Origin of the sequence: Bordetella ansorpii, from assembly GCF_900078315.1 — a bacterium.
GTDB lineage: Bacteria > Pseudomonadota > Gammaproteobacteria > Burkholderiales > Burkholderiaceae_B > Bordetella > Bordetella ansorpii.
The window spans coordinates 537,988-561,668 of record NZ_FKBS01000029.1; the positions used below are offsets into that span (position 1 = coordinate 537,988).

Annotated in this window: 22 protein-coding genes; 3 read left to right on the forward strand and 19 right to left on the reverse strand. The window is 66.4% G+C overall.

All coding sequences use genetic code 11. The features are described 5' to 3' along the window. Window positions 1-30: 30 nt before the first annotated feature. The gene (gene rpsU, locus A7W11_RS24175; protein WP_066130597.1) at window positions 31-243 is read right to left on the reverse strand and encodes a 30S ribosomal protein S21; all 213 of its coding nucleotides are present in this window, start codon (window positions 241-243) and stop codon (window positions 31-33) included. A gap of 257 nt (window positions 244-500) precedes the next feature. Next, window positions 501-797 (reverse strand): helix-turn-helix domain-containing protein, encoded by a 297-nt coding sequence (locus A7W11_RS24180; protein WP_082887459.1) that lies wholly within the window; start codon window positions 795-797, stop codon window positions 501-503. Between the two features lie 242 nt (window positions 798-1,039). Between A7W11_RS24180 and A7W11_RS24185 the strand changes: the two genes are divergently transcribed. Then, window positions 1,040-2,065 (forward strand): glycosyltransferase, encoded by a 1,026-nt coding sequence (locus tag A7W11_RS24185; RefSeq protein WP_066420264.1) that lies wholly within the window; start codon window positions 1,040-1,042, stop codon window positions 2,063-2,065. Further along, on the forward strand, window positions 2,062-3,375 hold the full coding sequence (locus A7W11_RS24190; protein ID WP_066420265.1) for an O-antigen ligase family protein: 1,314 nt from the start codon (window positions 2,062-2,064) through the stop codon (window positions 3,373-3,375). Before A7W11_RS24185 ends, A7W11_RS24190 begins: the two co-directional genes overlap by 4 nt. 59 nt (window positions 3,376-3,434) lie before the next feature. Here the strand turns inward: A7W11_RS24190 and A7W11_RS24195 are convergent, their stop codons facing one another. The 16 genes from A7W11_RS24195 to ndk form a co-directional block, all read right to left on the reverse strand. After that, window positions 3,435-3,974 (reverse strand): phosphoribosyltransferase, encoded by a 540-nt coding sequence (locus A7W11_RS24195; protein ID WP_066420266.1) that lies wholly within the window; start codon window positions 3,972-3,974, stop codon window positions 3,435-3,437. Between the two features lie 10 nt (window positions 3,975-3,984). After that, entirely contained in the window at window positions 3,985-5,280 is a 1,296-nt protein-coding gene (locus A7W11_RS24200) for an adenylosuccinate synthase (RefSeq protein WP_066420267.1), read from the reverse strand. A 93-nt stretch (window positions 5,281-5,373) separates the two neighbouring features. Next, complete coding sequence (locus A7W11_RS24205; protein ID WP_066420269.1) at window positions 5,374-6,531, reverse strand: ATP phosphoribosyltransferase regulatory subunit; 1,158 nt, start codon at window positions 6,529-6,531, stop codon at window positions 5,374-5,376. A gap of 189 nt (window positions 6,532-6,720) precedes the next feature. Beyond that, complete coding sequence (gene hflC, locus A7W11_RS24210; protein WP_066420270.1) at window positions 6,721-7,626, reverse strand: protease modulator HflC; 906 nt, start codon at window positions 7,624-7,626, stop codon at window positions 6,721-6,723. Between the two features lie 17 nt (window positions 7,627-7,643). Next, window positions 7,644-8,951: an FtsH protease activity modulator HflK gene (gene hflK / locus A7W11_RS24215; RefSeq protein ID WP_066420271.1), complete on the reverse strand. Its 1,308-nt coding sequence runs from the start codon at window positions 8,949-8,951 to the stop codon at window positions 7,644-7,646. Continuing rightward, window positions 8,917-10,023 carry a GTPase HflX gene (gene hflX, locus A7W11_RS24220; protein WP_066420272.1) on the reverse strand — a complete coding sequence of 369 codons (1,107 nt, stop codon included), beginning with the start codon at window positions 10,021-10,023 and terminating at the stop codon, window positions 8,917-8,919. The genes hflK and hflX overlap by 35 nt, the downstream gene beginning before the upstream one ends. A gap of 120 nt (window positions 10,024-10,143) precedes the next feature. Further along, entirely contained in the window at window positions 10,144-10,380 is a 237-nt protein-coding gene (gene hfq / locus A7W11_RS24225; RefSeq protein ID WP_003810707.1) for an RNA chaperone Hfq, read from the reverse strand. Window positions 10,381-10,492: 112 nt separating this feature from the next. Continuing rightward, complete coding sequence (hisC, locus tag A7W11_RS24230; protein ID WP_066420273.1) at window positions 10,493-11,572, reverse strand: histidinol-phosphate transaminase; 1,080 nt, start codon at window positions 11,570-11,572, stop codon at window positions 10,493-10,495. Then, complete coding sequence (gene der / locus A7W11_RS24235; RefSeq protein WP_066420275.1) at window positions 11,569-12,930, reverse strand: ribosome biogenesis GTPase Der; 1,362 nt, start codon at window positions 12,928-12,930, stop codon at window positions 11,569-11,571. Before der ends, hisC begins: the two co-directional genes overlap by 4 nt. A 34-nt stretch (window positions 12,931-12,964) precedes the next feature. Next, on the reverse strand, window positions 12,965-14,125 hold the full coding sequence (bamB, locus tag A7W11_RS24240) for an outer membrane protein assembly factor BamB (protein ID WP_173678837.1): 1,161 nt from the start codon (window positions 14,123-14,125) through the stop codon (window positions 12,965-12,967). A 2-nt stretch (window positions 14,126-14,127) separates the two neighbouring features. Continuing rightward, window positions 14,128-14,766, reverse strand: a complete 639-nt coding sequence (locus A7W11_RS24245) for a YfgM family protein (RefSeq protein ID WP_066420279.1) — start codon at window positions 14,764-14,766, stop codon at window positions 14,128-14,130. Window positions 14,767-14,773: 7 nt separating this feature from the next. Further along, window positions 14,774-16,057 carry a histidine--tRNA ligase gene (gene hisS, locus A7W11_RS24250; RefSeq protein ID WP_066421713.1) on the reverse strand — a complete coding sequence of 428 codons (1,284 nt, stop codon included), beginning with the start codon at window positions 16,055-16,057 and terminating at the stop codon, window positions 14,774-14,776. Window positions 16,058-16,118: 61 nt separating this feature from the next. Beyond that, entirely contained in the window at window positions 16,119-17,396 is a 1,278-nt protein-coding gene (gene ispG, locus A7W11_RS24255) for a flavodoxin-dependent (E)-4-hydroxy-3-methylbut-2-enyl-diphosphate synthase (RefSeq protein ID WP_412778747.1), read from the reverse strand. Between the two features lie 24 nt (window positions 17,397-17,420). Next, on the reverse strand, window positions 17,421-17,924 hold the full coding sequence (locus tag A7W11_RS24260) for a helix-turn-helix domain-containing protein (RefSeq protein ID WP_066420283.1): 504 nt from the start codon (window positions 17,922-17,924) through the stop codon (window positions 17,421-17,423). After that, the gene (rlmN, locus tag A7W11_RS24265) at window positions 17,921-19,078 is read right to left on the reverse strand and encodes a dual-specificity RNA methyltransferase RlmN (protein ID WP_066421716.1); all 1,158 of its coding nucleotides are present in this window, start codon (window positions 19,076-19,078) and stop codon (window positions 17,921-17,923) included. The genes A7W11_RS24260 and rlmN overlap by 4 nt, the downstream gene beginning before the upstream one ends. Before the next feature lie 47 nt (window positions 19,079-19,125). Beyond that, the gene (gene ndk / locus A7W11_RS24270) at window positions 19,126-19,551 is read right to left on the reverse strand and encodes a nucleoside-diphosphate kinase (protein WP_066130635.1); all 426 of its coding nucleotides are present in this window, start codon (window positions 19,549-19,551) and stop codon (window positions 19,126-19,128) included. Between the two features lie 188 nt (window positions 19,552-19,739). Here ndk and A7W11_RS24275 point away from each other — a divergent pair, with 188 nt between their 5' ends. Further along, window positions 19,740-22,646: a valine--tRNA ligase gene (locus A7W11_RS24275; protein WP_066420284.1), complete on the forward strand. Its 2,907-nt coding sequence runs from the start codon at window positions 19,740-19,742 to the stop codon at window positions 22,644-22,646. 176 nt (window positions 22,647-22,822) lie between these two features. On the opposite strand, the gene A7W11_RS24280 is transcribed toward A7W11_RS24275, so the two are convergent. Then, entirely contained in the window at window positions 22,823-23,581 is a 759-nt protein-coding gene (locus A7W11_RS24280) for a MipA/OmpV family protein (RefSeq protein WP_066420285.1), read from the reverse strand. Between the last annotated feature and the right edge of the window lie 100 nt (window positions 23,582-23,681).

The window sequence follows — 23,681 nt, forward strand, 5'->3', positions numbered from 1 at the left end:
CGAGCCAGCGACTCTTGCTTGCCGCAAGAATCAGTACAGGCGCGGGGGCAGTTGCTGGCTACGAATCCGCTTGTAGTGGCGCTTGACGGCGGCGGCGTGCTTGCGCTTGCGCTCAGCCGTGGGCTTCTCGTAGAACTCGCGTGCGCGCAGCTCGGTGAGCAGCCCGGTCTTTTCGATGGTGCGCTTGAAGCGACGCAGAGCGGCTTCGAACGGTTCGTTTTCCTTCAGTCGAACGATAGGCATAGAGGTGGTTGGCCTGCTGTTTAAAGTAAAAGTTCGTGCCCCGGCGAAATGGCAGACCCATGGCGCACACCCCCGTAAGGGTGCGAAGCAATGGGCCGACCGTTTCGCCCGGGCTGGGGGCACCGCCATGCTTGCGACGGCGCCACAGCCACAAAAAAGGCAAAGGGATCATCTAGGATCGGTGGTAACTCGGCAATTTAACATGAACCTGCCCGAATTGCCAACATGCCATCTGGATTTCGCAACAACAGGACCGCTCAATCCTCTGCGCCGCCGGCATGCGGCCCGCCCTCTTCCTCAACCGGAGGCAGGCTGCGCCATTCGGTCGCGACAATCTCGATCAGCCGCTCGGGCGGCACACCCAATGCCTGCGCCAGGCCGAACAACGTCGAAATGGTCGGCTGACGAATACCGCGCTCGATTCTCGACACGAAGGTGCGATCGAGGTTTGCCTTATGGGCGAGTTCCTCCTGGGAAATCGCCCGCGCCAGCCTTTGCTGACGCAGGGTTTCGCCAAAGATTACAGGGAGATTGCGCGCGGGGATATCGGACATCGCGCCACGCTAGAGGTGATGTAGCCTATAATCCACGGCCTATAGGCACAGTGCCTATAGGCATCATCAGATCGAAGATCGCTTGGCGGGAAGCAATGAGGATCGGAATTTTGTGCGGGCATTTCGGATTCGGCGGCGGGACGGAACGCTATGCGCGGGACGTCGTTTCAGCTCTCGCGAAAAGGCAGCGAAAGCAAGCCCCATACCCGCCCTTCCCTCAGGCCATTCATTCAACCGGCGACATGGACTACTGGCTGCTGGCCGAGGGAAACCACCGCCTGCCCCACACGCCCGGCGCTTCGCTGTGGGTCTTCGCCGAACGCCTGGATCCGGACGTTCCGGAATACGGGCTGGTGCATCCCGTCAAGCTGGGCTACGGATGGCTGCCCAGAAAGCTGCGAGGCGCGATGCACACACCAGTCTTGAAACGGATGCGCCGGGAAATGCGCCTGGACCTGACCATCAGCATGAAGGCAACCGTGGCGGCCGATCTGGCCGTATGCGGATTCACCCTCCAGGGAGAGACCCGGGCGCGCGGCCTGCGCCGGGGCTGGCTGACGCGCAGGCGCATGGATATGGAGAGGCAGGCCTATGCCGCGTCCGGGCACATCGTGGCTCACTCGCGAGCCATTGCTGACGAACTGATCGGCCTGTACGGCATACCGGCCTCGAAGATCACGGTCGCCTACCCGCCCGTGGATGAACAGGTGTTCCAGCCCATCCCCACATCTGCCAGGACACGACTGCGCGCCGCGCTCGGCATGCCTCCAGACAAGGTCGTGTTCTTGTTTCCGTCCACAGGACATCATCGCAAAGGATTGGCCGCCTTGATCCGATTCTTCGGCCAGACCGACCTGCCGGTGCTGTTGCTGATCGCCGGCAACGCACCATCGGCAGCCTTGCCGCCCAACGTCCGCTACTTGGGCTATCAGCGAGACATGGCACCGCTCTATCAGGCATCGGACTTCACCATCATGAATTCCGCCTACGAGCCGTTCGGCCTGGTGGGCGTGGAGTCCGTGCTGTGCGGCACGCCCACGCTGCAGACCTTGGTCACAGGGTGCGTGGAGACGCTGTCGCAAGAGGCATGCACAACGTTCCAGCACGATGATGCAGCGCAAATCCACTCGGCCATACGGTGCGCCACCCTCCGCGCCCAGTCGGGCTCCGCCCGCCTGGAGTCGCCGCGCGCGTGCTTGAGCTATGCGCCGTCACTCGATGAACACGCACGGATCTTGCTGGACCTGGGGCGAAAAGTCCTTTCATGAACGAAAAAAACAGAGATTCGAAAACGTCCATCGCCGTCTTGGCAACGGCAACGACGGTACTCGGACTGGCCTTCCCGGTGCTCGCAATTACGGTACGGCACGCCGCCAGCGCAATCCAGTTCGCCCTGGCCCTGACCTGCGTGGCCGCATTGGTGACACGGCCGTGGCGCCAGTTGCGCCTGCGGCGCGGACAAGGCGCTGCCGTGGCCTGGATATTCGGCGCTTGGCCGCTGCTGGTGGGCGGCCACATGCTTCTGAACGGCTACTTCGACGGCCCTGCGCTGGAACGAGCCCTGCGGTTCGCCTTGGCAGCCATGGCGCTATGCGTCCTGACGCACTTGCGCGCAACGCCGCTGCGTCGCATCGGCACTGCTTTCGCCCTGGGCGCGATAGGCTCGGTGTATGTCGCCCTGGAAAGCTGCTGGCACGCCCTGCCCGGACAATTGCTGCAGTGCAGAGCGTCGAACGGTTTCACTAACCCAGTCCCTTTCGGCGGCATGGCCTTGACGCTCGGCATGTGCGCCCTGGCCTCCTTGCGTTTCGAGTTTCCGCATCTATCTCGGCTCGATCGCATCGTCCGCGCGGTGGGAGCAGCTTGCGGGCTGCTGGCGTGCGGACTCTCGCAGACCCGCGGCGCATGGATCGCCGCCCCGGTGCTGTTGATAATCGCTGCGGCTCCCTGGCACGCCACATGGCGTGCGCACTTGCGTCCCGCAGGGCATTTCGTGCTTATCCCACTCGTCGCGCTGCTCGTGTCCGCCATCGCCATCTTCGGCGATACGTTCATGCTCCGCTTCCATGAAGCCATGAGCGACGTCGCCGCATACCGGCAGGGCGCGACGCATTCATCGATCGGAGCAAGACTGGAGATGTGGCGCACGGCCACGGATATATGGCGCCAGGAGCCGTGGTTCGGCGCCGGGGCCGGTCAGTGGCCCCAGGCATTGGCACAACAGGAAGCAAAAGGACTGGCGGACAGCTATATCAAGGGCTTCAGCCATCCCCATAACGACTACCTGCAAATGCTGACGGAATCCGGCATCGCAGGCTTGGCGCTGCTGCTGGCCACTTACGCCACGCCTGCCGCCTACGCATGGCAGCGGCGGCACGCGACCGATACCTGCACCGCCATGTCCGCGCACATGTGCATCCTGGTATGCACCGCCATCGCCATCTTCAGCCTGACCGAGAGCATGCTGCAGATAAAGTTCCAGGTGGCGTTCTTCAGTTGCCTGATGAGCCTTTGCCTGGCTGGCGCGTTGGCCCCTTGCGACACTCCCGCGGCGGCAGGCAAGCCGCCCGCGATCTAGCGTACGGCCTGCCGCACAGGCACACCGGGACGAAGCGCCCCGGTGCCGAAGGGGTCGCGTCAGGTCGCAGACCCCTTGCGGACCCACGCCTCGAGCTGGTGCGGACGCAGGCTGTCGTAGTCTTCGAACGGCTGGTGGATCCAGGGATTCGTGGGCAGCTTGTCGACGAAATAGTCGGGCGTGGCCTTGGAATGCCCCTTCCACCACAGCACCGCGCTGCGCAGCTCGGTGATGGCGGGGAACTGCGTCGTCAGGTGCTCGCACACCCGGTTGAACGTCAGCCCCGTGTCGACCATGTCGTCGACCAGCAGCACCCTGCCCTGCGGCGCGCCGCGGGTGATGGTGATGAACTGGGCGATATCCAGGTCGCCCTGCTTGGTGCCGGCCGCCTCGCGATAGCTGCTGGTGGCCAGGATGCCCAGCGGCACGTCGAAGATGCGCGACATGACGTCGCCCACCCGCACGCCGCCGCGCGCCAGGCACAGGATCAGGTCGAACTGCCAGCCCGACTCGTACACCTGCAGCGCAAGCCGCTCGATCAGCTTGTGATACTGATCCCACGATACCCACAGATCGCGATCGGTACTGGCTGGCAGCATGACGGACTCCTTAACCCTTCAGCGGGTGGCGCAGGACGATGGTTTCGTTGCGGTCCGGGCCGGTGGACACCAGGTCGATCGGCACGCCGCACACTTCGGCCACGCGTTCGAGGTAGCGGCGGGCGTTGGCCGGCAGCTTGGCGTATTCGGTGATGCCCACGGTGGACTCGCTCCAGCCGGGCAGCTCTTCGAACACGGGCTGGGCCTGCGCGACGGCATGTGCGCCGTACGGCAGCACGTCGCGGAACTCGCCATTGACGCGGTAGCCGACGCCCAACTGGATGGTTTCCAGGCCGTCCAGCACGTCGAGCTTGGTGATGCACAGGCCCGAAATGCCGTTCAGGCGCACCGAGCGCTTGAGCGCGGCGCCATCGAACCAGCCGCAACGGCGCGGACGGCCGGTGACCGAACCGAACTCCTTGCCGATGGTGGCCAGGCGGGTGCCGATCTCGTCGACCAGCTCGGTCGGGAACGGACCCGAGCCGACGCGCGTGGTGTAGGCCTTGGTGATGCCCAGGACATACTGCAGCGACTGGGGGCCGACTCCGGCGCCGGCCGAGGCCGCGCCCGCCAGGCAGTTGCTGCTGGTGACGAACGGATAGGTGCCGTGGTCGACGTCGAGCAGCGCGCCCTGCGCGCCTTCGAACAACAGGCTCTTGCCTTCCTGCTGCAGGGCGTACAGGTTGCTGGACACATCCTTGACCATCGGGGCGATGGCGGGCGCCAGGGCCATGGCCTGGTCACGCACCTCGTTGGCCGACACGGCCTCGGCGCCCAGGTATTGGGTCAGCACGAAGTTGTGGTAATCCAGCAGCTCGGCGAGCTTTTCGTCGAACAGCGAGGGATTGAACAGGTCCTGCACGCGGATGGCGCGGCGGGCGACCTTGTCTTCGTAGGCCGGACCGATGCCGCGGCCGGTGGTGCCGATCTTGCCGTCGCCCTTGCGCGCTTCGCGGGCCTTGTCGATGGCCACGTGGTACGGCAGGATCAGCGGGCAGATCTCGGAGATCTGCAGGCGCGAGCGCACGTCCAGGCCGGCGGCCTCGAGTTCCTGGATCTCGTTGAGCAGGGCCTCCGGCGACAGCACGACGCCGTTGCCGATGAAGCAGGTCACGCCAGGATGCATGATGCCCGACGGGATCAGGCGCAGAATGGTCTTCTTGCCGTTGATCCACAGGGTGTGGCCGGCATTGTGGCCGCCCTGGAAACGGACGACGCCGGCAACGGATTCGGCCAGCAAGTCGACGATCTTGCCCTTGCCTTCGTCACCCCATTGGGTGCCGATCACGACTACGTTCTTGCTCATGGTGAAATCAGATCTAGAGTTTCTCGGGAAATCCGGAAATCTCCCCAAGGGCCCGCCCGTATGGGGCGGGGGTTAGGTGATTACTTCAAAACTTCACAGTGCCCGGACCGTCCAGGCGCCATCCTGCAGCGCCAGCTCGCGGTCGCAGACGAATTCGTCCTGGCCGTGCTCATGGCCAGGCAGCACCTGGACCACGATCTCGCCAGCGCGCCGCAGGCCGCGCACGGCCTCGGCCAAGGCGGGATCCTGGCTCCAGGGAGCGCGCACGGCCTGGGCGCGCTCGGCCGGCGGCAGGCCGGCGGCCAGCTTGCGCAGATCGAGGCTGAAACCAGTGGCCGGACGGGCCCGGCCGAAAGCGCGGCTGACGTTGTCGTAGCGGCCGCCGCGCACCAGCGCGTCGTGCCAGCCTTCGGCGTAGACGGCAAACGTCGCGCCCGAGTGATAGGCGTAACCGCCCACGTCGGCCAGGTCGATGCTGATGGCGACCTGCGGCAACGCATCCAGCAGGGTTTGCAGGCCATCGAGCGCCTGGCCCAGGCCGGGCAGCGCCGGCAGGCGCTCGCGGGCCTCGGCCAGCACCTCGGGACCGCCGTACAGTTCGGTCAGGGCGCGCAGCGCGGCCAGCGTCTGCGGGGCGACGGGCGCGTCGCCCTGCCCCAGTTCGGCCAGGCCGGGACCATCCTTCTCGCGCAGCAGCATGATGATGGCGTCGACGTTGGCCTTTGCGGCCGGATCGGACTCCAGGATGGCATGCAGCACGCCAGGGTGGCACAGGTCCAGCCTGGGCTGGCGCACGCCGGCGATCTCGAGCGTCTCGAGCACCATGCGCAGGATTTCCAGGTCGGCCTCGACACCGGCATGGCCGTAGATCTCGGCACCGATCTGCAGCAGTTCGCGGCTGGACAGCAGGTCTGCCGGTCGCGCATGCAGCACGTTGCCGCAATAGCAAAGCCGCGTGACGCTGGTTCGATTGAGCAGGTGCGCGTCGATGCGCGTGACCTGCGTCGTCATGTCGGCGCGTACGCCGAGCGCGCGGCCGGACAACTGGTCGACCAGTTGGCACGTCTGCAGCGTGAGATCGCTGCCCGTGGCGGACAGCAGCGAATCGATGTACTCGACCAGGGGCGGCGCGACCAGTTCGAATCCGTACGTACGGTACAGATCGAGCAGTTCGCGGCGCAACTCTTCGATGCGCCGGGCTTCGGCCGGCAATACGTCGGCGAAGCCTTCGGGCAGCAACCAGTTACCCATGAATTTATCCGGATGACGCCGCGCGACGTGCGCGGGGCGTTGCCAAAACAAAAACGGCTGAGGGGGCGTAAGCCCCGCTCAGCCGTGTGCGGAATGTTTTCTAGCTTACGCGGCATTATACATGCTCGCGCCGCCGTTGGCGTGACAAGGCCGGACCGCCCGCGAGCGGCCCGACTGGAGGATGCCCGACTACTGGCGGGCGGCTTGCGGCGCCGCCGGCCGCGAACCCGGATTCGGGTTCTTGAAGTAGTTGAAGAAGTCGGAGCTGGGATCGACGACCAATACGTCGCCGGGCTTGGAGAAGGCCGAACGGTAGGCTTCCAGGCTCTTGTAGTAGTCGTAGAACTCGGGGTTCTTGCCAAAGGCCTGCGCGTAGATGTTGCTGGCCTGCGCATCGCCTTCACCCATGACAGCCTGAGCCTTGGCATAGGCCTGGGCCACGATGACCTCGCGCTGGCGGTCGGCCTCGGCGCGGATCTTCTCGCTTTCGGCGGCGCCGATGGAGCGCAGTTCATTGGCCACGCGGGTACGCTCTGCTTCCATGCGGCGGTAGACCGACTCGGAGATCTCGGGCGCGAACTCGATGCGGCGCAGGCGCACGTCGACCACTTCCACGCCCAGGGGCTGGGCGCGGCGGGCCACGTTGGTCAGGATTTCGGCCATGACCTTGTCGCGCTGCGTGGAGACCACGTCGCTGACGGTGCGCACGTTGACGGAGGCATTCAGGGCATCGCGGATCTGGGCCTGCAGGCGTTCCTGGGCGGCGCGTTCGTTGCCGCCGAAGGTGACGTAGTACAGGCGCGGATCGGCGATGCGCCACTTCACGTACGAGTCGATCAGCAGGTTCTTCTTTTCGGAAGTCTGGATACGCTCGGCATCGGTGGACTCGATGGTGAGGATGCGCTTGTCGATGGTGACGACGTTCTGGAACGGCGGCGGCAGCTTGAAGTACAGGCCGGGCTCGCTGATGATCTTGCGGACTTCACCCAGCGAGAACACCAGGGCGTAGTCACGCTCGCGCACGGTGAAGACGCAGGAAGACAGGGCGGCCAGCGCGATGAGCAATCCGACCAGGATGGGCATGAGACGTTGCATGTTCCGGATTCCTCGGGTTAGCGCGACATGCGGTCGCGGGTCAGCGTGTTGGCGCTGCTGGCGCCGGCGTTGCCGCCGGCCGAGGACGCGGAACCCGCGTTGGACGAACGCTGCGGCGCGGCGGGCACGGCGGGCGTATTGGCGCCGGGCAGGCCGAAGTTGGCCTGGCCCGACGGCTTGCCGCCGTCCTTGGCCGTCTGCTGCATGATCTTGTCCAGCGGCAGGTACAGCATGTTGTTGTTGCTGCGCGAATCCACCATGACCTTGCTGGCATTGGTGAAGACTTCCTGCATGGTTTCAAGGTACATGCGCTGGCGCATGGTCTGCGGCGACTTCTCGTACTCGGCCAGGATGGACGTGAAGCGTGCGGCGTTACCCTGCGCATCGCCCACCACCTTGGCCTTGTAGCCCTCGGCCTGCTCGACCATGCGCGAGGCCTGGCCGGAAGCCAGCGGCACCACGCCATTGGCGTAAGCCTGGCCCTCGTTGATCTGGCGCTCGCGATCCTGGCCGGCCTTGACGGCGTCGTCGAACGCGGCCTGGACCTGCTCGGGCGGCTGCACGTTCTGGATGGCCACGGTGCTGACCTGGATGCCGGCCGCGTAGCGGTCGAGGATCTGCTGCATCAGGGTCTGGACCTCGGACGCGACCTCGGTACGGCCTTCGTACAGCACGAAGTCCATGGGCTTCTTGCCGACGATCTCGCGCATGGCGGTCTCGGAGGCCTGGCGCACCGCGTCATCGGGGTCGCGCATCTTGAACAGGTAGTCCGGCGCGCCGTCGGCGCGCAGGCGATACTGCACCACGAACTGCATGTCGACGATGTTCTCGTCGGTGGTCAGCATCAGCGCCTCGGGCAGGACCTTGTTGCGGGCGTTGCCGCGAAAGCCCACCTCGAACGTGCGCAGCTGCGAAATGTTGACCATTTCGTGGCTTTGGATGGGATACGGCAGGCGCCACTGGAAGCCGGCGGGCGCGGTGCTCTTGTACTTGCCGAACTGCGTGACGACGGCGACCTGGCCTTCCTGGACGATGAAGAAGCCGCTGGCCAGCCACAGCGCGACCAGCACGGCGACGATCACGCCCAGGCCGATGCGCGCGCCACGCGGCGAAGGCGGCGTGACGCCCCCGCCCCGATTGGGCCGGTTTCCGCCGCCCCGGCGGCCGAACAGCGCGCCCAGGCGGTTGTTGAAATCACGCCAGACTTCGTCGAGGTCCGGAGGACCGTCTTCGTTCTTGGGACGGCGCGGCGGCTCGGAGCCGTTGTTGTTGCCGCGTCCCCAGCCCGGGTCATTCAGATTGAAGAGTTTGATGATTCGACGCATTGTTTCCCACAATCTGGCCGGTTTCTGCAATTGCCCCACGCAACGCATCCAAGCCGGCGCGCTCGGTAGCGCTTACGAATATGCGCGCAATCGTACCATGTGCATCACGCTCGACCCTGGGCGCCAGTCCGGCCCGGTCGATCTTGTTATAGACCAGGATTGTCGGGATTTGTGCCGCACCGATTTCAGCCAGCACTTTGTTCACTTCGAAGATCTGCTCGTCGCGCTGCGCGCTGGAGGCGTCGACCACGTGCAGCAGCAGGTCGGCGTGCACCGTCTCTTCCAGCGTGGCGCGGAACGCGGCGATCAGCTTGGTCGGCAGGTCGCGGATGAACCCCACGGTATCGGACAGCACGACATTGCCCGCCCCTTCGATCCAGATGCGGCGCGTGGTGGTGTCCAGGGTGGCGAACAGCTGGTCGGCGGCGTAGGCGCCGGCGCGCGTCATCGCGTTGAACAGCGTGGACTTGCCGGCGTTGGTGTAACCCACCAGCGAGACCGACAGGGCGCCGCCGCGCGCGCGGGCGCGGCGCTGGGTGACGCGCTGGCGTTCGACGCGGTCGAGCCGCTCGCGCAGCACCTTGACCTTGTCGCCGATGATCCGGCGGTCCATTTCGAGCTGGGCTTCGCCGGGACCGCGCATGCCGATGCCGCCGCGCTGGCGCTCGAGGTGAGACCACAGGCGGGTCAGGCGCGTGGCCAGGTGCTGCAGTTGGGCCAGCTCGACCTGCAGCTTGCCTTCGTGGCTCTTGGCGCGCAGGGCGAAGATGTCGAGGATGAGCGCCACGCGGTCGACCACGCGCAGATTGAACTCGCGCTCGAGGTTGCGCTGCTGCGCCGGCGACAACGGCTGGTCGAACAGGATGATGTCGACCAGTTGGGCCTTCGCCATCATGACGGCCTCTTCGACCTTGCCCGAGCCGATGAAGAACTTGGCGTCGGGGGTGTCGCGGCGGGCGGTGAGAATGCCGGTGATCTCGGCGCCCGCGCCGCGCGCCAGCATGGCGAATTCGTCGGCGTGAGCGGCGTGTTCAGGACTGCCAAGATCGACGCTGATGATCAGTGCACGCATGCTTGAATGGTCTCTCTTGCCGGCGAGCGAGCGCCGGCATGCAATAGGGGCCCCCAGCGAAAATGCCCGCCTGCGCGAAACGCGCGGCGGGCAATAGGGGGTACTACCGGAACAGGCGGGTTATTCAGCAGGAACTTCCACCTGGAAATTGACGGCCCTGGCAGGAACCACGGTGGAGATGGCGTGCTTGTACACCATCTGGGTAACCGTGTTGCGCAGCAGAACCACGTACTGATCGAAAGATTCGATTTGCCCTTGAAGCTTGATGCCGTTCACGAGGTAGATGGACACGGGCACGTGTTCTTTACGCAGCGTGTTGAGGAACGGATCTTGCAGAGTTTGCCCTTTATTGCTCATTGGCCAGGCTCCTTTTGTTTTGGATAACGGCAGCAGACGCCGGAATTGGTACTCTACAGGGTTTTCCCCCCCTGTGCCACTTGGCCCAGGGAGCAAGATGACACCAGAAATTTCAGCCCGCAACCAGTGCCCGCAAGGCTTCGAGCAAGGTCGTGCACTGAGGCTCCGTACCCACCGTGATGCGCAGGAACTGGTCGATGCGCGGCTGCTTGAAATGGCGCACGATGATGCCGCGTTCGCGCAGGCCGGCGGCCAGGACGGCGCCGTCGTGCGCGGGGTGCCGGGCGAACACGAAATTGGCGGCTGACGGCAGCACGTCGAAGCCCAGATCCTGCAGGCCCGTGGTCATGCGGGCACGGGTTTCCATCACGGCACGGCGGGTGCGTTCGAAGTGGCCCGCGTCGTCCAGCGCAGCGGCCGCGCCGGCCTCGGCCACGCGGTCGATCGGGTAGGAATTGAAGCTGTTCTTCACACGCTGCAGGCCGTCGATCAGCGCTTCGTGACCAATGGCGAACCCCACCCGCAGGCCGGCCAGCGAACGCGACTTGGACAGCGTCTGCACCACCAGAAGATTCTCGTGGCGCTCGACCAGCGAGGCCGCCGACTGGGCGCCGAAATCGACGTAGGCCTCATCGACCACCACCACGCATTGCGGATTGGCGGCGACGATGCGCTCGACGTCGCCCAGTTCGAGCGCGCGGCCCGTGGGAGCATTGGGATTCGGGAAGATGATGCCGCCGGCGGGGCCGCGATCGCCCGCGTCGGGCAGATAGCCGGCCGGATCGATGCGGAAGTCGTCGGTCAGCGGCACGGTGTGCTGCACCACGCCGTACAGGCCGCAATACACCGGGTAGAAGCTGTAGCTGATGTCGGGGAAACGCAGCGGCTGCGGCTGCTGGAAGAACGCCAGGAAGACGTGGGCCAGCACTTCGTCGGACCCATTGCCCACGAACACCTGCTCAGGACGCACGCCGGCGCTGGCCGCGGCGGCCTGGCGCAAGCGATCCGAGTTGGGATCGGGATACAGGCGCATGGCGTCGTCGCACGCATCACGCATGGCCTGCAGGGCGCGCGGCGACGGGCCGTAGGGATTCTCGTTGGTGTTGAGCTTGACGAGGTTGGTCAGCTTCGGCTGCTCGCCCGGAACGTACGGGCTGAGCGTGCCCACCACGGGGCTCCAGTAACGACTCATTTACCTTCCTGATCTGCGTAGGGATTGTGCGAAGACTTGAACTCGATGCGCAGCGGCGTGCCGGCCAGCTTGAAGGCCTCGCGGAAACGCGTTTCGAGATAACGGCGGTACGAATCCGGGATGGCGTCCAGCGCATTGCCGTGGATGATGACCAGCGGGGGGTTCTGGCCGCCCTGGTGGGCGTAGCGCATCTTCGGCCGGAAGATGCCCTTGCGCGGCGGCTGCTGCTGCTCGACGGCGGTTTGCAGTTCGCGCGTGAGCTTGGGCGTGGACAGCTTGGCGAAGGCCGCGGCATGGGCCGAATTGACGGACTTCATCAGGGGCTTGATGCCCGAGCCCTTCAAGGCCGAGATGGTATGCACGTTGGCGAACGACAGGAAGCGCAGCTTGCGCTGGAATTCGCGCTCGATCTGCTCGCGCTGGTCGAGGCTCAGGCCGTCCCACTTGTTGATGGCCACCACCACCGCGCGGCCGGTTTCGAGCACGAAGCCGGCGATGTGGGCATCCTGCTCGGACACCTCGGTCTGCGCGTCCAGCACCAGGACCACCACGTTGCAGGCCTCGATGGCCTGCAGGGTCTTGATGACGGAGAACTTCTCGATGGCCTCGAACACCTTGCCGCGCTTGCGCAGGCCCGCGGTGTCGATCAGCGTATAGCGCTTGCCGTCGCGCTCGAAATCGATCTCGATGGCGTCGCGCGTGGTGCCCGGCATGTCGAACGCGATGACGCGCTCTTCGCCGATCAGCGTGTTGATCAGCGTGGACTTGCCCACGTTGGGACGGCCCACGATGGCCAGCTTGATGCGGTGGTCGTGCTCGCCCTCGCCTTCCTGCGCTTCGGGCTCATTCTCGACCGGCACGAGATCGCGCAGCGCGGTCTCGATCAGGTCGACGATGCCGTCGCCATGCGCGGCCGAAATGGGGGTGGGCTGGCCCAGGCCCAGTTCGTGGAAATCGCCGGTGGCCGCGCCCGACCCCATGCCTTCGGCCTTGTTGACCGCCAGCACCACGCGCTGCTGGCCGGATTTGCGCAGCAGGCGGGCGATTTCGTGGTCGTGCGCGTTGATGCCGGCACGGGCATCGACCAGGAACACGACGACGTCGGCTTCGGCGATGGCCTGGCGCGTCTGACGCGCCATCTCCATCATGATGCCGGTCTTGGCCACGGGTTCGAAACCGCCCGTATCGATGACGATGAACGGGATCTCGCCCACTCTGCCCTCGCCGTAGTGGCGGTCGCGCGTCAGGCCGGCGTAATCGGCCACCAGCGCGGCGCGCGAACGCGTCAGGCGATTGAAGAGGGTCGATTTACCGACGTTGGGACGGCCGACCAGGGCGACGACAGGCTTGAAGGACACAGTAGATTGGAAGAGCGAAAGAAAACGGGTGGGTTTATTTGATGCCGATCATGACCAGATCGCCATCGCCGGTCTGCACCAGCACGCCTTGCGACGTGGCCTGGGGCGGAGACACGATGGGATCGCCGCCGACCGACAGGCGCGCCAGCAGGCCGCCGTCGCTGCGCGACAGGAAATGCACGTAACCTTCGAGATCGCCCACCGCGACGGCGCCGCCGTACGACGCCGGGACGGTCAGCCCACGGTTGCGCAGCGCGTTCTGGCGCCACACGCCGGCGCCGGTGTCCAGCGCGAAGGCGTTGACCACGCTGTGCTGGTCGGACGAGTAGGCGTAGCGGTCGTCGACGGACAGGCCGGTGGAACTGGAGAAGTCCTTGCTCCAGAGCGGACGGCCGCCAGCGGACACGTCGAAGCACACGGCGCGGCCCTGGTAGGCCACGGCGCACAACAGGCGGCCGGCCAGCGCGGGCGCGCCCACCACGTCGGTCAGGCGTTCGAGGTCGCTGCCGCCCTTGGGCGTGGCGACCGTGCCTTCCCATTGGACGTTGCCGCTGGCCAGGTTGATGGCCATCATCTTGCCGCCAGGCAGGCCGGTGATGACCAGGCCCTGGGCGATGACCAGCTGGGCGGCGCTGCGCAGGGCCAGCGCGGGGCCGGGACGCTGCAGGCTCCAGAGGCGGTCGCCGGTGTTGGCGTCGAAGGCCTGCACGCGGTAGTCGCCGCTGCGCACCACCACGACGCCGTCGCCGACCACGGGCGGCACGGCGACTTCGCTGGTGGCCTGGGCCTTCCACTTGACCTTTCCGGTGTCGTCGAACGCGATGATCTGGCCCAGGGGCGTGGCCACCACGGTGACACGGCCATCGCTGGCGGCGCCGGCCGACAGTTGGGTATCGGCCGAGACGCGCCACAGCGAACGGCCGCTGAGCAGGTCGAACTTGCCGACACGGCCGTCAGGCGTGGCGGCATAGACGGCATCGCCGACCACGGTGGGCACGAAGCCCAGGCCGGAACCGCTGCCGATCGAGGCCTTCCAGGCGGCGTTGACCGAGATGCCCGCCTTGTAGTCGGTGAGCGGAACCGGCGCATAGCGCGTGTCGTCGCTGCCGAACATCGAGCAGCCACCCAGCACGGCGATGCCGGCCAGGACCAGGGCGCCGCGCCAGGAGCGGCCAAAACGGGGAAAGCGCATCACTGTCAGGCTCCGCTCAATGCGTCGAGTTTCAATTGCACGATCTGCGTCAGGGGGTGGGCGGCGCCCAGCGCCTGCAGCGCGGTCTTCCAGGCCTCGCGGGCTTCGTCGCGCTTGCCCTGCGCGGCCAGCACATCGCCGCGGCGATCGGCATACAGCGCGGCGAACGCGGCCGGCGGGTTCTCCAGCTGCTTCAGCGCCTGGTCGTATTGTTTCTGGTCGAGCAGCAGGCCCGCCAGGCGCAGGCGCGCCACGGGCTGCAGCGCGGCCTGCTTGGACTGGCCCGCCAGCCATTCGAGCTGCTGGCGTGCGCCGTCGATATCCTTCTGGTCGCCCAGCGCCTGCGCGGCGATCAGCGCAGCGCGGCCAGCGTAGCCGGTGGAGGGATAGTCGTTGCGCAGGGTCTGCGCGGCAGCCTTGATGCGCGCGGCCGAGTCGGCGCCGCCCAGGCGGGCCGCGTCTTCCAGCGCCTCGAAGTAGCCCATGGCCTGGTTCGCGCGGTAGCTTTGGTAGGCGCGCCAACCGGACCAGCTAGCCGCGCCGACGGCGGCGATGGCCAGCACGATGGTGACGAGCATGCCGTAGCGGGCCCACCACGCCTTCAGCGCGTCGAGTTTTTCCTGTTCTTCGAGATCGTATGCCATTGCTGCCTTAACCCTTGGAATTCAGTACATCCGCCAGTTGCGCCAGCGGCACCTGCTGCTGGGCGCCATCCTGATCGGCCTGGCGGAGGAATTTGACGCTGGCGGTCTGGTTGGCCACTTCGTCGCCGCCAAGGATAACCGCAACCCGGGCGCCGCTGGCATCCGCGCGCTTGAATTGGGCCTTGAAGCTGCTGGCGCCCGCGTGCACGATGACGTCCAGGCCGGCGTCGCGCAGGGTCTCGGAGACCTTGGCGGCCAGGCGCTGGGCTTGCTCGCCCTGGTGCACGATGTAGACCTCGCATTCGGGGACGGGTTCAGCCGGCACGGTCTGTTCCCACAGGTCGAGCAGGCGCTCGACGCCGATGGCGAAGCCCACGGCGGGCGCGGGCTTGCCGCCCAGCAGCTCGACCAGGCCGTCGTAGCGGCCGCCGCCGCACACCGTGCCCTGGGAACCCAGGCGGTCGGTGACCCACTCGAACACGGTGGAGTTGTAGTAGTCGAGACCGCGCACCAGGCGCGGGTTCAGCCGGTATTCGATACCCGCGTCGGCCAGGCGCTGGCAGACGCCGTCGAAGTGCGCGCGCGACTCGTCGCCCAGGAAGTCGAACAGGCGCGGGGCGCTGTCGGCCATTTCCTGCATGGCGGGATTCTTGGTGTCCAGCACGCGCAGCGGATTGGTGTACAGGCGGCGCTTGCCGTCCTCGTCCAGGATGTCCTGGTGCTTTTCCAGGTGGGCGATGAGCGCGGCGCGGTGCTCGGCGCGCTCGGCGGGCAGGCCCAGCGAGTTCAGCTCCAGGCGCACGTCGGTCAGGCCCAGGGTCTTCCAGAGGCGGCCCAGCATGACGATGAGCTCGGCATCGACATCCGGACCGGCGAAGCCCAGGGCCTCGACGTCGATCTGGTGGAACTGGCGGTAGCGGCCACGCTGCGGGCGCTCGTGGCGGAACACGGGACCGATGGAATAGACACGGTGCGGCCGGTCGTACAGCAGGTTGTGCTCGATGGTGGCGCGCACGATGCCGGCCGTCATTTCGGGGCGCAGCGTCAGCGAATCGCCATTGAGCGCATCCGTGAAGGTGTACATCTCTTTCTCGACGATGTCGGTGACTTCGCCGATGCCGCGCGTGAACAGGCGGGTGTTTTCCAGCACCGGGGTGCGCACGTTGCGGTAGCCGTAGCTGCGCAGCCAGTCTCGGACGATGGCCTCGAATTGCTCCCAGCGGGCGCTGGCCCCGGGCAGCAGGTCGTTCATGCCGCGAATGGCGGTGACTTTCTGGAAGGCTTGCGTCATCTGTGTCGCGCTGCCGGACGCCCGCATGCAACGGACGCGCCGGACAGCCAGTTCCTTTGTTCTAGTGGGCCGCCACGGCGCCGTAGCGGCGCGCGACGTAGTCTTCGACGATGGCCTGGAACTCTTGGGCGATGTGGTCGCCCTTGAGCGTGACCGTGCGTTCGCCGTCGATGAAGACCGGCGCGGCCGGGACCTCTCCGGTACCGGGCAGGCTGATGCCGATGTCGGCATGGCGGCTTTCGCCGGGACCATTGACCACGCAGCCCATGACGGCCACGTTCATGGATTCGACGCCGGGATACTGGGCGCGCCAGACGGGCATCTGGCGGCGCAGGTACGACTGGATGCTGTCGGCCAGTTCCTGGAAGAAGGTGCTGCTGGTGCGGCCGCAGCCGGGACACGCCACCACCATCGGGGTGAAGGCGCGCAGGCCCATCGTCTGCAGGATTTCCTGCGCGACGATGACTTCGCGGGCGCGGTCGCCGCCCGGCTCGGGCGTGAGCGAGATGCGGATGGTGTCGCCGATGCCTTCCTGCAGCAGCACGGCCAGCGCGGCGGTGGACGCCACGATGCCCTTGCTGCCCATGCCGGCCTCGGTCAGGCCCAGGTGCAGCGGGTAGTCGCAGCGCGCGGACAGGTCGCGGTAGACCGCGATGAGGTCCTGCACGTGGCTGACCTTGCAGGACAGGATGATCTTGTCGCCGGCCAGACCGAGTTCCTCGGCGCGCCGGGCGTTGGAGATGGCCGACACCACCAGCGCGTCGCGCATGACGGCCTGGGCTTCCCAGGGCTGCGAACGGCGGCTGTTCTCGTCCATCTTGCGCGCCATCAGCTCGTGGTCGAGGCTGCCCCAGTTGACGCCGATGCGCACCGGCTTGTCGTGGCGGCAGGCGACTTCGATCATCTGCGCGAAATTGTCGTCGCGGCGCTTGCCGCCGCCCATGTTGCCCGGATTGATGCGGTACTTGGACAGCGCCTGCGCGCACTCGGGAAACTGCGTGAGCAGCTTGTGGCCGTTGTAGTGGAAGTCGCCCACCAGCGGCGCGGACACGCCCATGCGGTCGAGCTGCTCGCGGATGGCGGCGACCTCGCGCGCGGCCTCGGGCGTGTTGACCGTGATGCGCACGACCTCGGAACCCGCCTGGACCAGTTCCTTGACCTGGATGGCCGTGGCGATGGCATCGGCCGTATCGGTGTTGGTCATGGACTGCACCACCACCGGCGCGCCGCCGCCCACGGTGACCACGCGGTCGTTCCACTGCACCTTCACGGCGCGCGTGACGCGGCGCTTGCCCGCGCCGACGTCGGGCGGGGGCAGATCATCCTGGCTGGTGGTCATGACGGACTCCTGCATCGTTGCGGCTTATTGGGTGATGACGTGCGCCAGCCACTGGAACGACAGCCACTCCTGCGGCAGCCAGCCTTGCCAGAAGGCATAGGCGACGGCGATGGCCACCACGGCCAGGATGGCGATGAGCCAGCCCCAGGAACTGGTGGGCGCGCGTTCGTCTTCGATGGACAGGCCCGCGCCCGTGCGCGGATGCACGCCATTGACCGGGGGCCGGCCCGGCGCGGCGGGCGGCGCCACGCCGTCGAGCGAGGCCGCGATGACGTCGCCATCGGCGCCCAGCAGACGCGCATAGTTGCGGATGAGGCCACGCAGCGACACGCCGGTGGGCAGCGACTCCCAGCGTTCTTCCTCGAGGGCCTGCAATTGGCGCGGCGAGAACTTGATGCGCGTGGAGACGTCTTCGAGCGACCAGCCGCGCGCCGTGCGCAGCGCACGCAGCGCGCCCCCGACGGTGGGCGGTACATTGGCCGCCTGCGCCGGCGCTGCCGCCGGCGTAGGCACGGATTCCTGCGTCATGCGTTCACCTGTGCGATCGGAATGGTGCGTCCGGCGCGCGCGTTGCGTTCGGCCAGGCGGGTGCGGTCGCGCACCTCGCCGGCAAGCTGCCCGCAGGCCGCATCGATGTCGTCGCCGCGCGTCTTGCGCACCGTGGTGATGATGCCCGCGTCCATCAGGCGCTGCGCGAACACCTTGACGCGCGCCGAGGGCGAACGCTTCAGGCCGGAGGCCGGGAACGGGTTGAACGGAATCAGGTTGAGCTTGCAGCGGACCTGGCGGGCCACGTCGATGAGCTCGCGGGCGTGCTGGTCGGTATCGTTGATGCCGTCCAGCATGCAGTATTCGAAAGTGATGAAATCGCGCGGCGCATGGGCGAGATAACGCTCGCACGCGTCGAGCAGCGACTTCAGGGGGTACTTGCGGTTCAGGGGCACCAGCTCGTCGCGCAGCGCGTCGTTGGGCGCGTGCAGCGACACGGCGAGCGCCACCGGACAGTCTTGCGACAGGCGGTCCATCATGGGCACGACGCCCGAGGTGGACACCGTGACGCGGCGGCGCGACAGGCCATAGGCATTGTCGTCGAGCATCAGGCGCAGCGCCGGCAACAGTTGCTCGTAGTTGAGCAGGGGCTCGCCCATGCCCATCATCACGACGTTGCTGACCACGCGGGTGTCGGTGTCGGCCGAAGCCTTGCTGCCCGCCAGGCGCGCCGTGCCGGCGTCGGCCTCGAGCACGCGCTTGGCCCACCACAGCTGGCCGATGATCTCGGCGGTGCTGAGGTTGCGGTTGAAGCCCTGGTGGCCGGTGGAGCAGAAACGGCAGTTGACGGCGCAACCCGCCTGGCTGGACACGCACAGCGTGCCGCGATCGTCTTCGGGGATGAACACCGTTTCGATGGCGTTGCCCTGGCCCACGTCGAACAGCCACTTGCGGGTGCCGTCGGAGGACCGCTGCTCGGTGTTGACCGGCAGCGCCTCGATACGGCAGTGTTGCGACAGCTGGCCGCGGAATTCGCGGGCCAGGTCGGACATGGCGTCGAACGAATCGGCGCCGCGCTGGTGCATCCAGCGCTGCAACTGACGAGCGCGAAAAGGCTTGCCGCCCCACTGCCCGACCAGTTCGGACAGCGCCGCGGCATCCATGCCCAGCAGATTGATGCGTTCGGATTCCATGTCTTGCAGTGTCTTGCTGAGCGGCCCCATGACGGAGCCGCGAGAAATCAACGGCTGTGGATGTTGATTTCGGGGAAGAAGAAGGCGATTTCGACAGCGGCCGTTTCCGGAGCGTCGGAGCCGTGGACGGCGTTGGCGTCGATGCTGTCGGCGAAGTCGGCGCGGATGGTGCCCTTCTCGGCCTTCTTGGGATCGGTGGCGCCCATCAGGTCGCGGTTCTTCTGGATGGCGTCGGCGCCTTCCAGGACCTGCACGAACACGGGGCCGGAGACCATGAAGTCGACCAGGTCCTTGAAGAACGGGCGGGCGGCGTGCACGGCGTAGAAGCGCTCGGCATCGGCGCGCGACAGTTGCGTCAGACGGGCGGCGATGACCTTCAGGCCGGCTTCTTCGAAGCGGCTGACGATCTGGCCGATGACGTTCTTGGCGACGGCGTCGGGCTTGATGATCGAGAGGGTGCGTTGGTTGGACATGAGTACTCCGGAAAGCTCGGGGGTTTTTTGGGTTTTCTGCGCGTTTTCTGTAAAGAAAACAGATACTTCGAACTGGTTTACAGTAACCCGGCATTCTAGCACGCCGAAAAGAACCTATTTACATCTTAAAATCGACGGTTTGGCTGGCCATCCCCCTGGCCGAGCCCCCTGTATTGCCGGAACCCGTAATGACCCAAGCTGCCGATCGCCCCGAGACCCCCGACGCCGGGACCGCCTCCATCGAGACACCGGAACTGTCCAAGAGTTTCGAACCCTCCGACATCGAATCCCGCTGGTACGCCGAATGGGCGCGCCGCGGCTACTTCGAGGGTGGCCGGCACGTAGAAACAGGGACCGACCCCAAACCCTACGTCATCCAGTTCCCGCCGCCCAACGTCACGGGCACCCTGCACATGGGCCACGCGTTCAACCAGACCATCATGGACGGCCTGGTGCGCTATCACCGCATGCGCGGCGACGACACGGTGTTCGTGCCCGGCACGGACCACGCCGGCATCGCCACGCAGATCGTGGTCGAGCGCCAGCTCGACGCCCAGAAGGTGTCGCGCCACGACCTGGGCCGCGAGAAGTTCGTGGAGAAGGTCTGGGAATGGAAGGGCCAGTCGGGCAGCACCATCACCAGCCAGGTGCGCCGTCTGGGCGCCTCGGCCGACTGGGCCCGCGAATACTTCACCATGGACGAGCGCATGTCGCGCGGCGTGGTCGAGACCTTCGTGCGCCTGTACAAGCAGGGCCTGATCTATCGGGGCAAGCGCCTGGTGAACTGGGACCCCAAGCTGCTGACGGCCGTGTCCGACCTGGAAGTGCAGTCGGAAGAGACCGACGGCCACATGTGGCACATCCTCTACCCCTTCGTCGACGGCCCGCAGACCATCACCGACAAGGAAGGCAACACGGTCACGCTGCGCGGCATGACCATCGCCACCACGCGGCCCGAGACCATGCTGGCCGACGGCGCGCTGTGCGTGCACCCCGATGATCCGCGCTACAAGCACCTGGTCGGCAAGCAGGTCGAACTGCCGCTGTGCGACCGCAACATCCCGATCATCGCCGACGATTTCGTCGATCCCGAATTCGGCACGGGCTGCGTCAAGATCACCGGCGCGCATGACTTCAACGACTATGCCTGCGCGCAGCGCCACAATCTGCCGCTGATCGTGATCTTCACGCTGGACGCGCACATCAACGAGAACGGCCCCGCCCAGTTCCAGGGCATGGACCGCTACGTGGCCCGCGAGGCCGTGGTGGCCGAGCTGCAGCAGAAGGACTACCTGGTCAAGGTCGAGGCGCACAAGATGATGCAGCCGCGTGGCGACCGCACAGGCGTCGTGCTCGAACCCATGCTGACGGACCAGTGGTTCGTGGCCATGAGCAAGCCCGCGCCCGAAGGCACGCGCAATCCCGGCAAGAGCATCACGCAGGTCGCGCTGGACGCCGTGGCCGACGGCCGCGTGCAGTTCTTCCCCGAAAACTGGACCACCATCTACAACCAGTGGCTGGAAAACATCCAGGACTGGTGCATCTCGCGCCAACTGTGGTGGGGCCACCAGATCCCGGCGTGGTACGGCCCGAACGGCGAAGTGTTCGTCGGCTACGACGAGGCCGACGCGCAGGCGCAGGCACGCGCCGCCGGTGTCGACGGCCCCCTGACGCGCGACGCCGACGTGCTCGACACGTGGTTCTCGTCGGCGCTGGTGCCCTTCACCACCATGGGCTGGCCGCAAGACACCGCCGACCTGCGCCGCTACCTGCCCTCCAGCGTGCTGGTCACGGGCTTCGACATCATCTTCTTCTGGGTGGCGCGCATGGTCATGATGACCCTGCACATGACGGGCGAGATCCCCTTCAAGCACGTCTACGTGCACGGCCTGATCCGCGACGCGGAAGGCCAGAAGATGAGCAAGTCCAAGGGCAACACGCTCGACCCCGTCGACCTGATCGACGGCATCGACCTGGAAGGCCTGGTTAAAAAGCGCACCTTCGGCCTGATGAATCCCAAGCAGGCCGGCAGTATCGAGAAGGCGACGCGCCGCCAGTTTCCGGACGGCATTCCCGCGTTCGGCACCGACGCGCTGCGCTTCACCATGGCCGCCTACGCCACGCTGGGCCGCAACATCAACTTCGACCTGAAGCGCTGCGAGGGCTACCGCAACTTCTGCAACAAGCTGTGGAACGCCACGCGCTTCGTGCTGATGAACACCGAGGGCCATGACCTGGCGACGGGCGGGCAAGGCGAAACGTCCTTCGCCGACCGCTGGATCATCAGCGCGCTGCAGGGCCTGGAAGCCGACGTCTCCAAGGGCTACGCCGACTACCGCTTCGACAACATCGCCAACGCGCTGTACCGCTTCGTGTGGGACGAGTACTGCGACTGGTACCTGGAATTGGCCAAGGTGCAGATCCAGTCGGGCACGCCCGCCCAGCAGTTGGGCACGCGCCGCACGCTGATCCGCGTGCTGGAAGCGGTGTTGCGCCTGGCGCACCCGGTCATTCCGTTCATCACGGAAGAGCTGTGGCAGAAGGTCTCGGTGGTGGCCGGCAAGCGCGCGGTGGGCGAGGTTGCCAGCGTCAGCGTGCAGCCCTACCCCGTGCCCAATCCCGAGGCGATCGACACGGCGGCGGAAGCCGAGGTGGCCGAGCTGAAGCTGCAGATCGAGGCCGTGCGCGCGCTGCGCGGCGAGATGAACCTGTCGCCTGCCCAGCGCGTGCCGCTGGTGGCCGAGGGCGATGCCGCCACGCTGACCCGCAACGGCCCCTACCTGGCCGCGCTGGCCAAGCTGAGCCAGGTGGACGTGGTGTCCGTGCTGCCGGACGCCGGCGCGCCGGTGCAGGTGGTGGGCCAGTCGCGCCTGATGCTGCACGTCGAGGTCGACGTGGCCGCCGAACGCGTGCGCCTGGACAAGGAAATCGCCCGCCTGGATGGTGAGATCGCCAAGGCAAATGGCAAGCTCTCGAACGCCAGCTTCGTCGAGCGCGCGCCCGCCGCGGTGGTCGAGCAGGAAAAGGGCCGCCTGGCCCAGTTCGAGGAAACGCTGGCCAAGGTGCGGCAGCAACGCGGCAAGCTGGGTGACTGAGCCTGGCATTACCCGTGAAAAACCGCCCGCCGGCATGAACTGACCCCTGAAAGCTGGACATTGGTCCGACCTTCAGGGGTTTTTACATGGCGAAGTACGACGAGCGTTTCAAGCTCAAGGTAGCGAAGCGGTATTTATCGGGCAAAGATGCGCCCGGGTAAAACGGGGCCAGTTGGTCAGAACGCGTAGATGACGCCCACCGCGCCATAGACGCTGGTCTTGCGCTCGACCAGGGGGCTGTCCTTGGCGTCGCCCAGCAGCGTGCGTACGCCGGCCGTGCTCATGACGCTCCAGTTGCCGCTGACGTTGTGGATCCAGGTGGCGGACAGCGACGCGTTACGAAAGCCCGAGCCGGCGTCATACGCACTGAGGTGGCCGTTGCTGCGCGCGGCCTGGCGCTGCGATACGCCGAACCAGGTCTGCATGGCGTCGTCGTTGGACCAGACCGTGCTGACGCCCAGGCTCAGGCGGTCGCGCTGGGTCTGCACCAGGGCGTAGGACGCGCTCAGTTCCAGCGAGCCGCCGTAGCCGCTCTTGGCCGCCTGGGCATAGGCCGCGCCCAGCTTGAAGCGGCCCGGCGTCCATTCGGCGAAGCCGCCATAGGTGGCATGGGTGTCGATGTCGCCCATGCCGTGCAGCCGGTCGGCATCGTCTTCGTCACGGCCCATGTTCAGGCCCACGAACGCGCCGATGGTGACGTCCGGCAGCGCCTTCATCTTCAGGCCCAGCGAGGGCATGCCGCCGCGCGGCGAGATGAAGAACGGGCCGTTCTCGTAATTGACCAGCGGCACCGGCCGGACGCGGTATTCGTCCGACCCCTCGTAGCGCGGCACGACGGCCGCGCCGATACCGATAAAGTTCTGTTGCGCATACGCTTGCGGCAGCGCCGCGCCCGCGAGCAGCAGGCCGGCCAGGGCCGGCAAACGTCGTTTCATGGCATTTCCCCGTAATATCCGGCAAAACCACCCCGTGTGGCGCCCGATCCCGCAGATTCTGGGGCCACGGCTTTAAATTCTTTTTAACTGCCGGGCCTCA

Bases quoted from the DNA above. Each gene is read 5' to 3' on its own strand.
- rpsU (WP_066130597.1), bottom strand. From the start codon at position 243: ATGCCTATCGTTCGACTGAAGGAAAACGAACCGTTCGAAGCCGCTCTG.
- A7W11_RS24180 (WP_082887459.1), bottom strand. From the start codon at position 797: ATGTCCGATATCCCCGCGCGCAATCTCCCTGTAATCTTTGGCGAAACC.
- A7W11_RS24185 (WP_066420264.1), top strand. From the start codon at position 1,040: ATGGACTACTGGCTGCTGGCCGAGGGAAACCACCGCCTGCCCCACACG.
- A7W11_RS24190 (WP_066420265.1), top strand. From the start codon at position 2,062: ATGAACGAAAAAAACAGAGATTCGAAAACGTCCATCGCCGTCTTGGCA.
- A7W11_RS24195 (WP_066420266.1), bottom strand. From the start codon at position 3,974: ATGCTGCCAGCCAGTACCGATCGCGATCTGTGGGTATCGTGGGATCAG.
- A7W11_RS24200 (WP_066420267.1), bottom strand. From the start codon at position 5,280: ATGAGCAAGAACGTAGTCGTGATCGGCACCCAATGGGGTGACGAAGGC.
- A7W11_RS24205 (WP_066420269.1), bottom strand. From the start codon at position 6,531: ATGGGTAACTGGTTGCTGCCCGAAGGCTTCGCCGACGTATTGCCGGCC.
- hflC (WP_066420270.1), bottom strand. From the start codon at position 7,626: ATGCAACGTCTCATGCCCATCCTGGTCGGATTGCTCATCGCGCTGGCC.
- hflK (WP_066420271.1), bottom strand. From the start codon at position 8,951: ATGCGTCGAATCATCAAACTCTTCAATCTGAATGACCCGGGCTGGGGA.
- hflX (WP_066420272.1), bottom strand. From the start codon at position 10,023: ATGCGTGCACTGATCATCAGCGTCGATCTTGGCAGTCCTGAACACGCC.
- hfq (WP_003810707.1), bottom strand. From the start codon at position 10,380: ATGAGCAATAAAGGGCAAACTCTGCAAGATCCGTTCCTCAACACGCTG.
- hisC (WP_066420273.1), bottom strand. From the start codon at position 11,572: ATGAGTCGTTACTGGAGCCCCGTGGTGGGCACGCTCAGCCCGTACGTT.
- A7W11_RS24245 (WP_066420279.1), bottom strand. From the start codon at position 14,766: ATGGCATACGATCTCGAAGAACAGGAAAAACTCGACGCGCTGAAGGCG.
- hisS (WP_066421713.1), bottom strand. From the start codon at position 16,057: ATGACGCAAGCCTTCCAGAAAGTCACCGCCATTCGCGGCATGAACGAC.
- ispG (WP_412778747.1), bottom strand. From the start codon at position 17,396: ATGACCACCAGCCAGGATGATCTGCCCCCGCCCGACGTCGGCGCGGGC.
- A7W11_RS24260 (WP_066420283.1), bottom strand. From the start codon at position 17,924: ATGACGCAGGAATCCGTGCCTACGCCGGCGGCAGCGCCGGCGCAGGCG.
- rlmN (WP_066421716.1), bottom strand. From the start codon at position 19,078: ATGGAATCCGAACGCATCAATCTGCTGGGCATGGATGCCGCGGCGCTG.
- ndk (WP_066130635.1), bottom strand. From the start codon at position 19,551: ATGTCCAACCAACGCACCCTCTCGATCATCAAGCCCGACGCCGTCGCC.
- A7W11_RS24275 (WP_066420284.1), top strand. From the start codon at position 19,740: ATGACCCAAGCTGCCGATCGCCCCGAGACCCCCGACGCCGGGACCGCC.
- A7W11_RS24280 (WP_066420285.1), bottom strand. From the start codon at position 23,581: ATGAAACGACGTTTGCCGGCCCTGGCCGGCCTGCTGCTCGCGGGCGCG.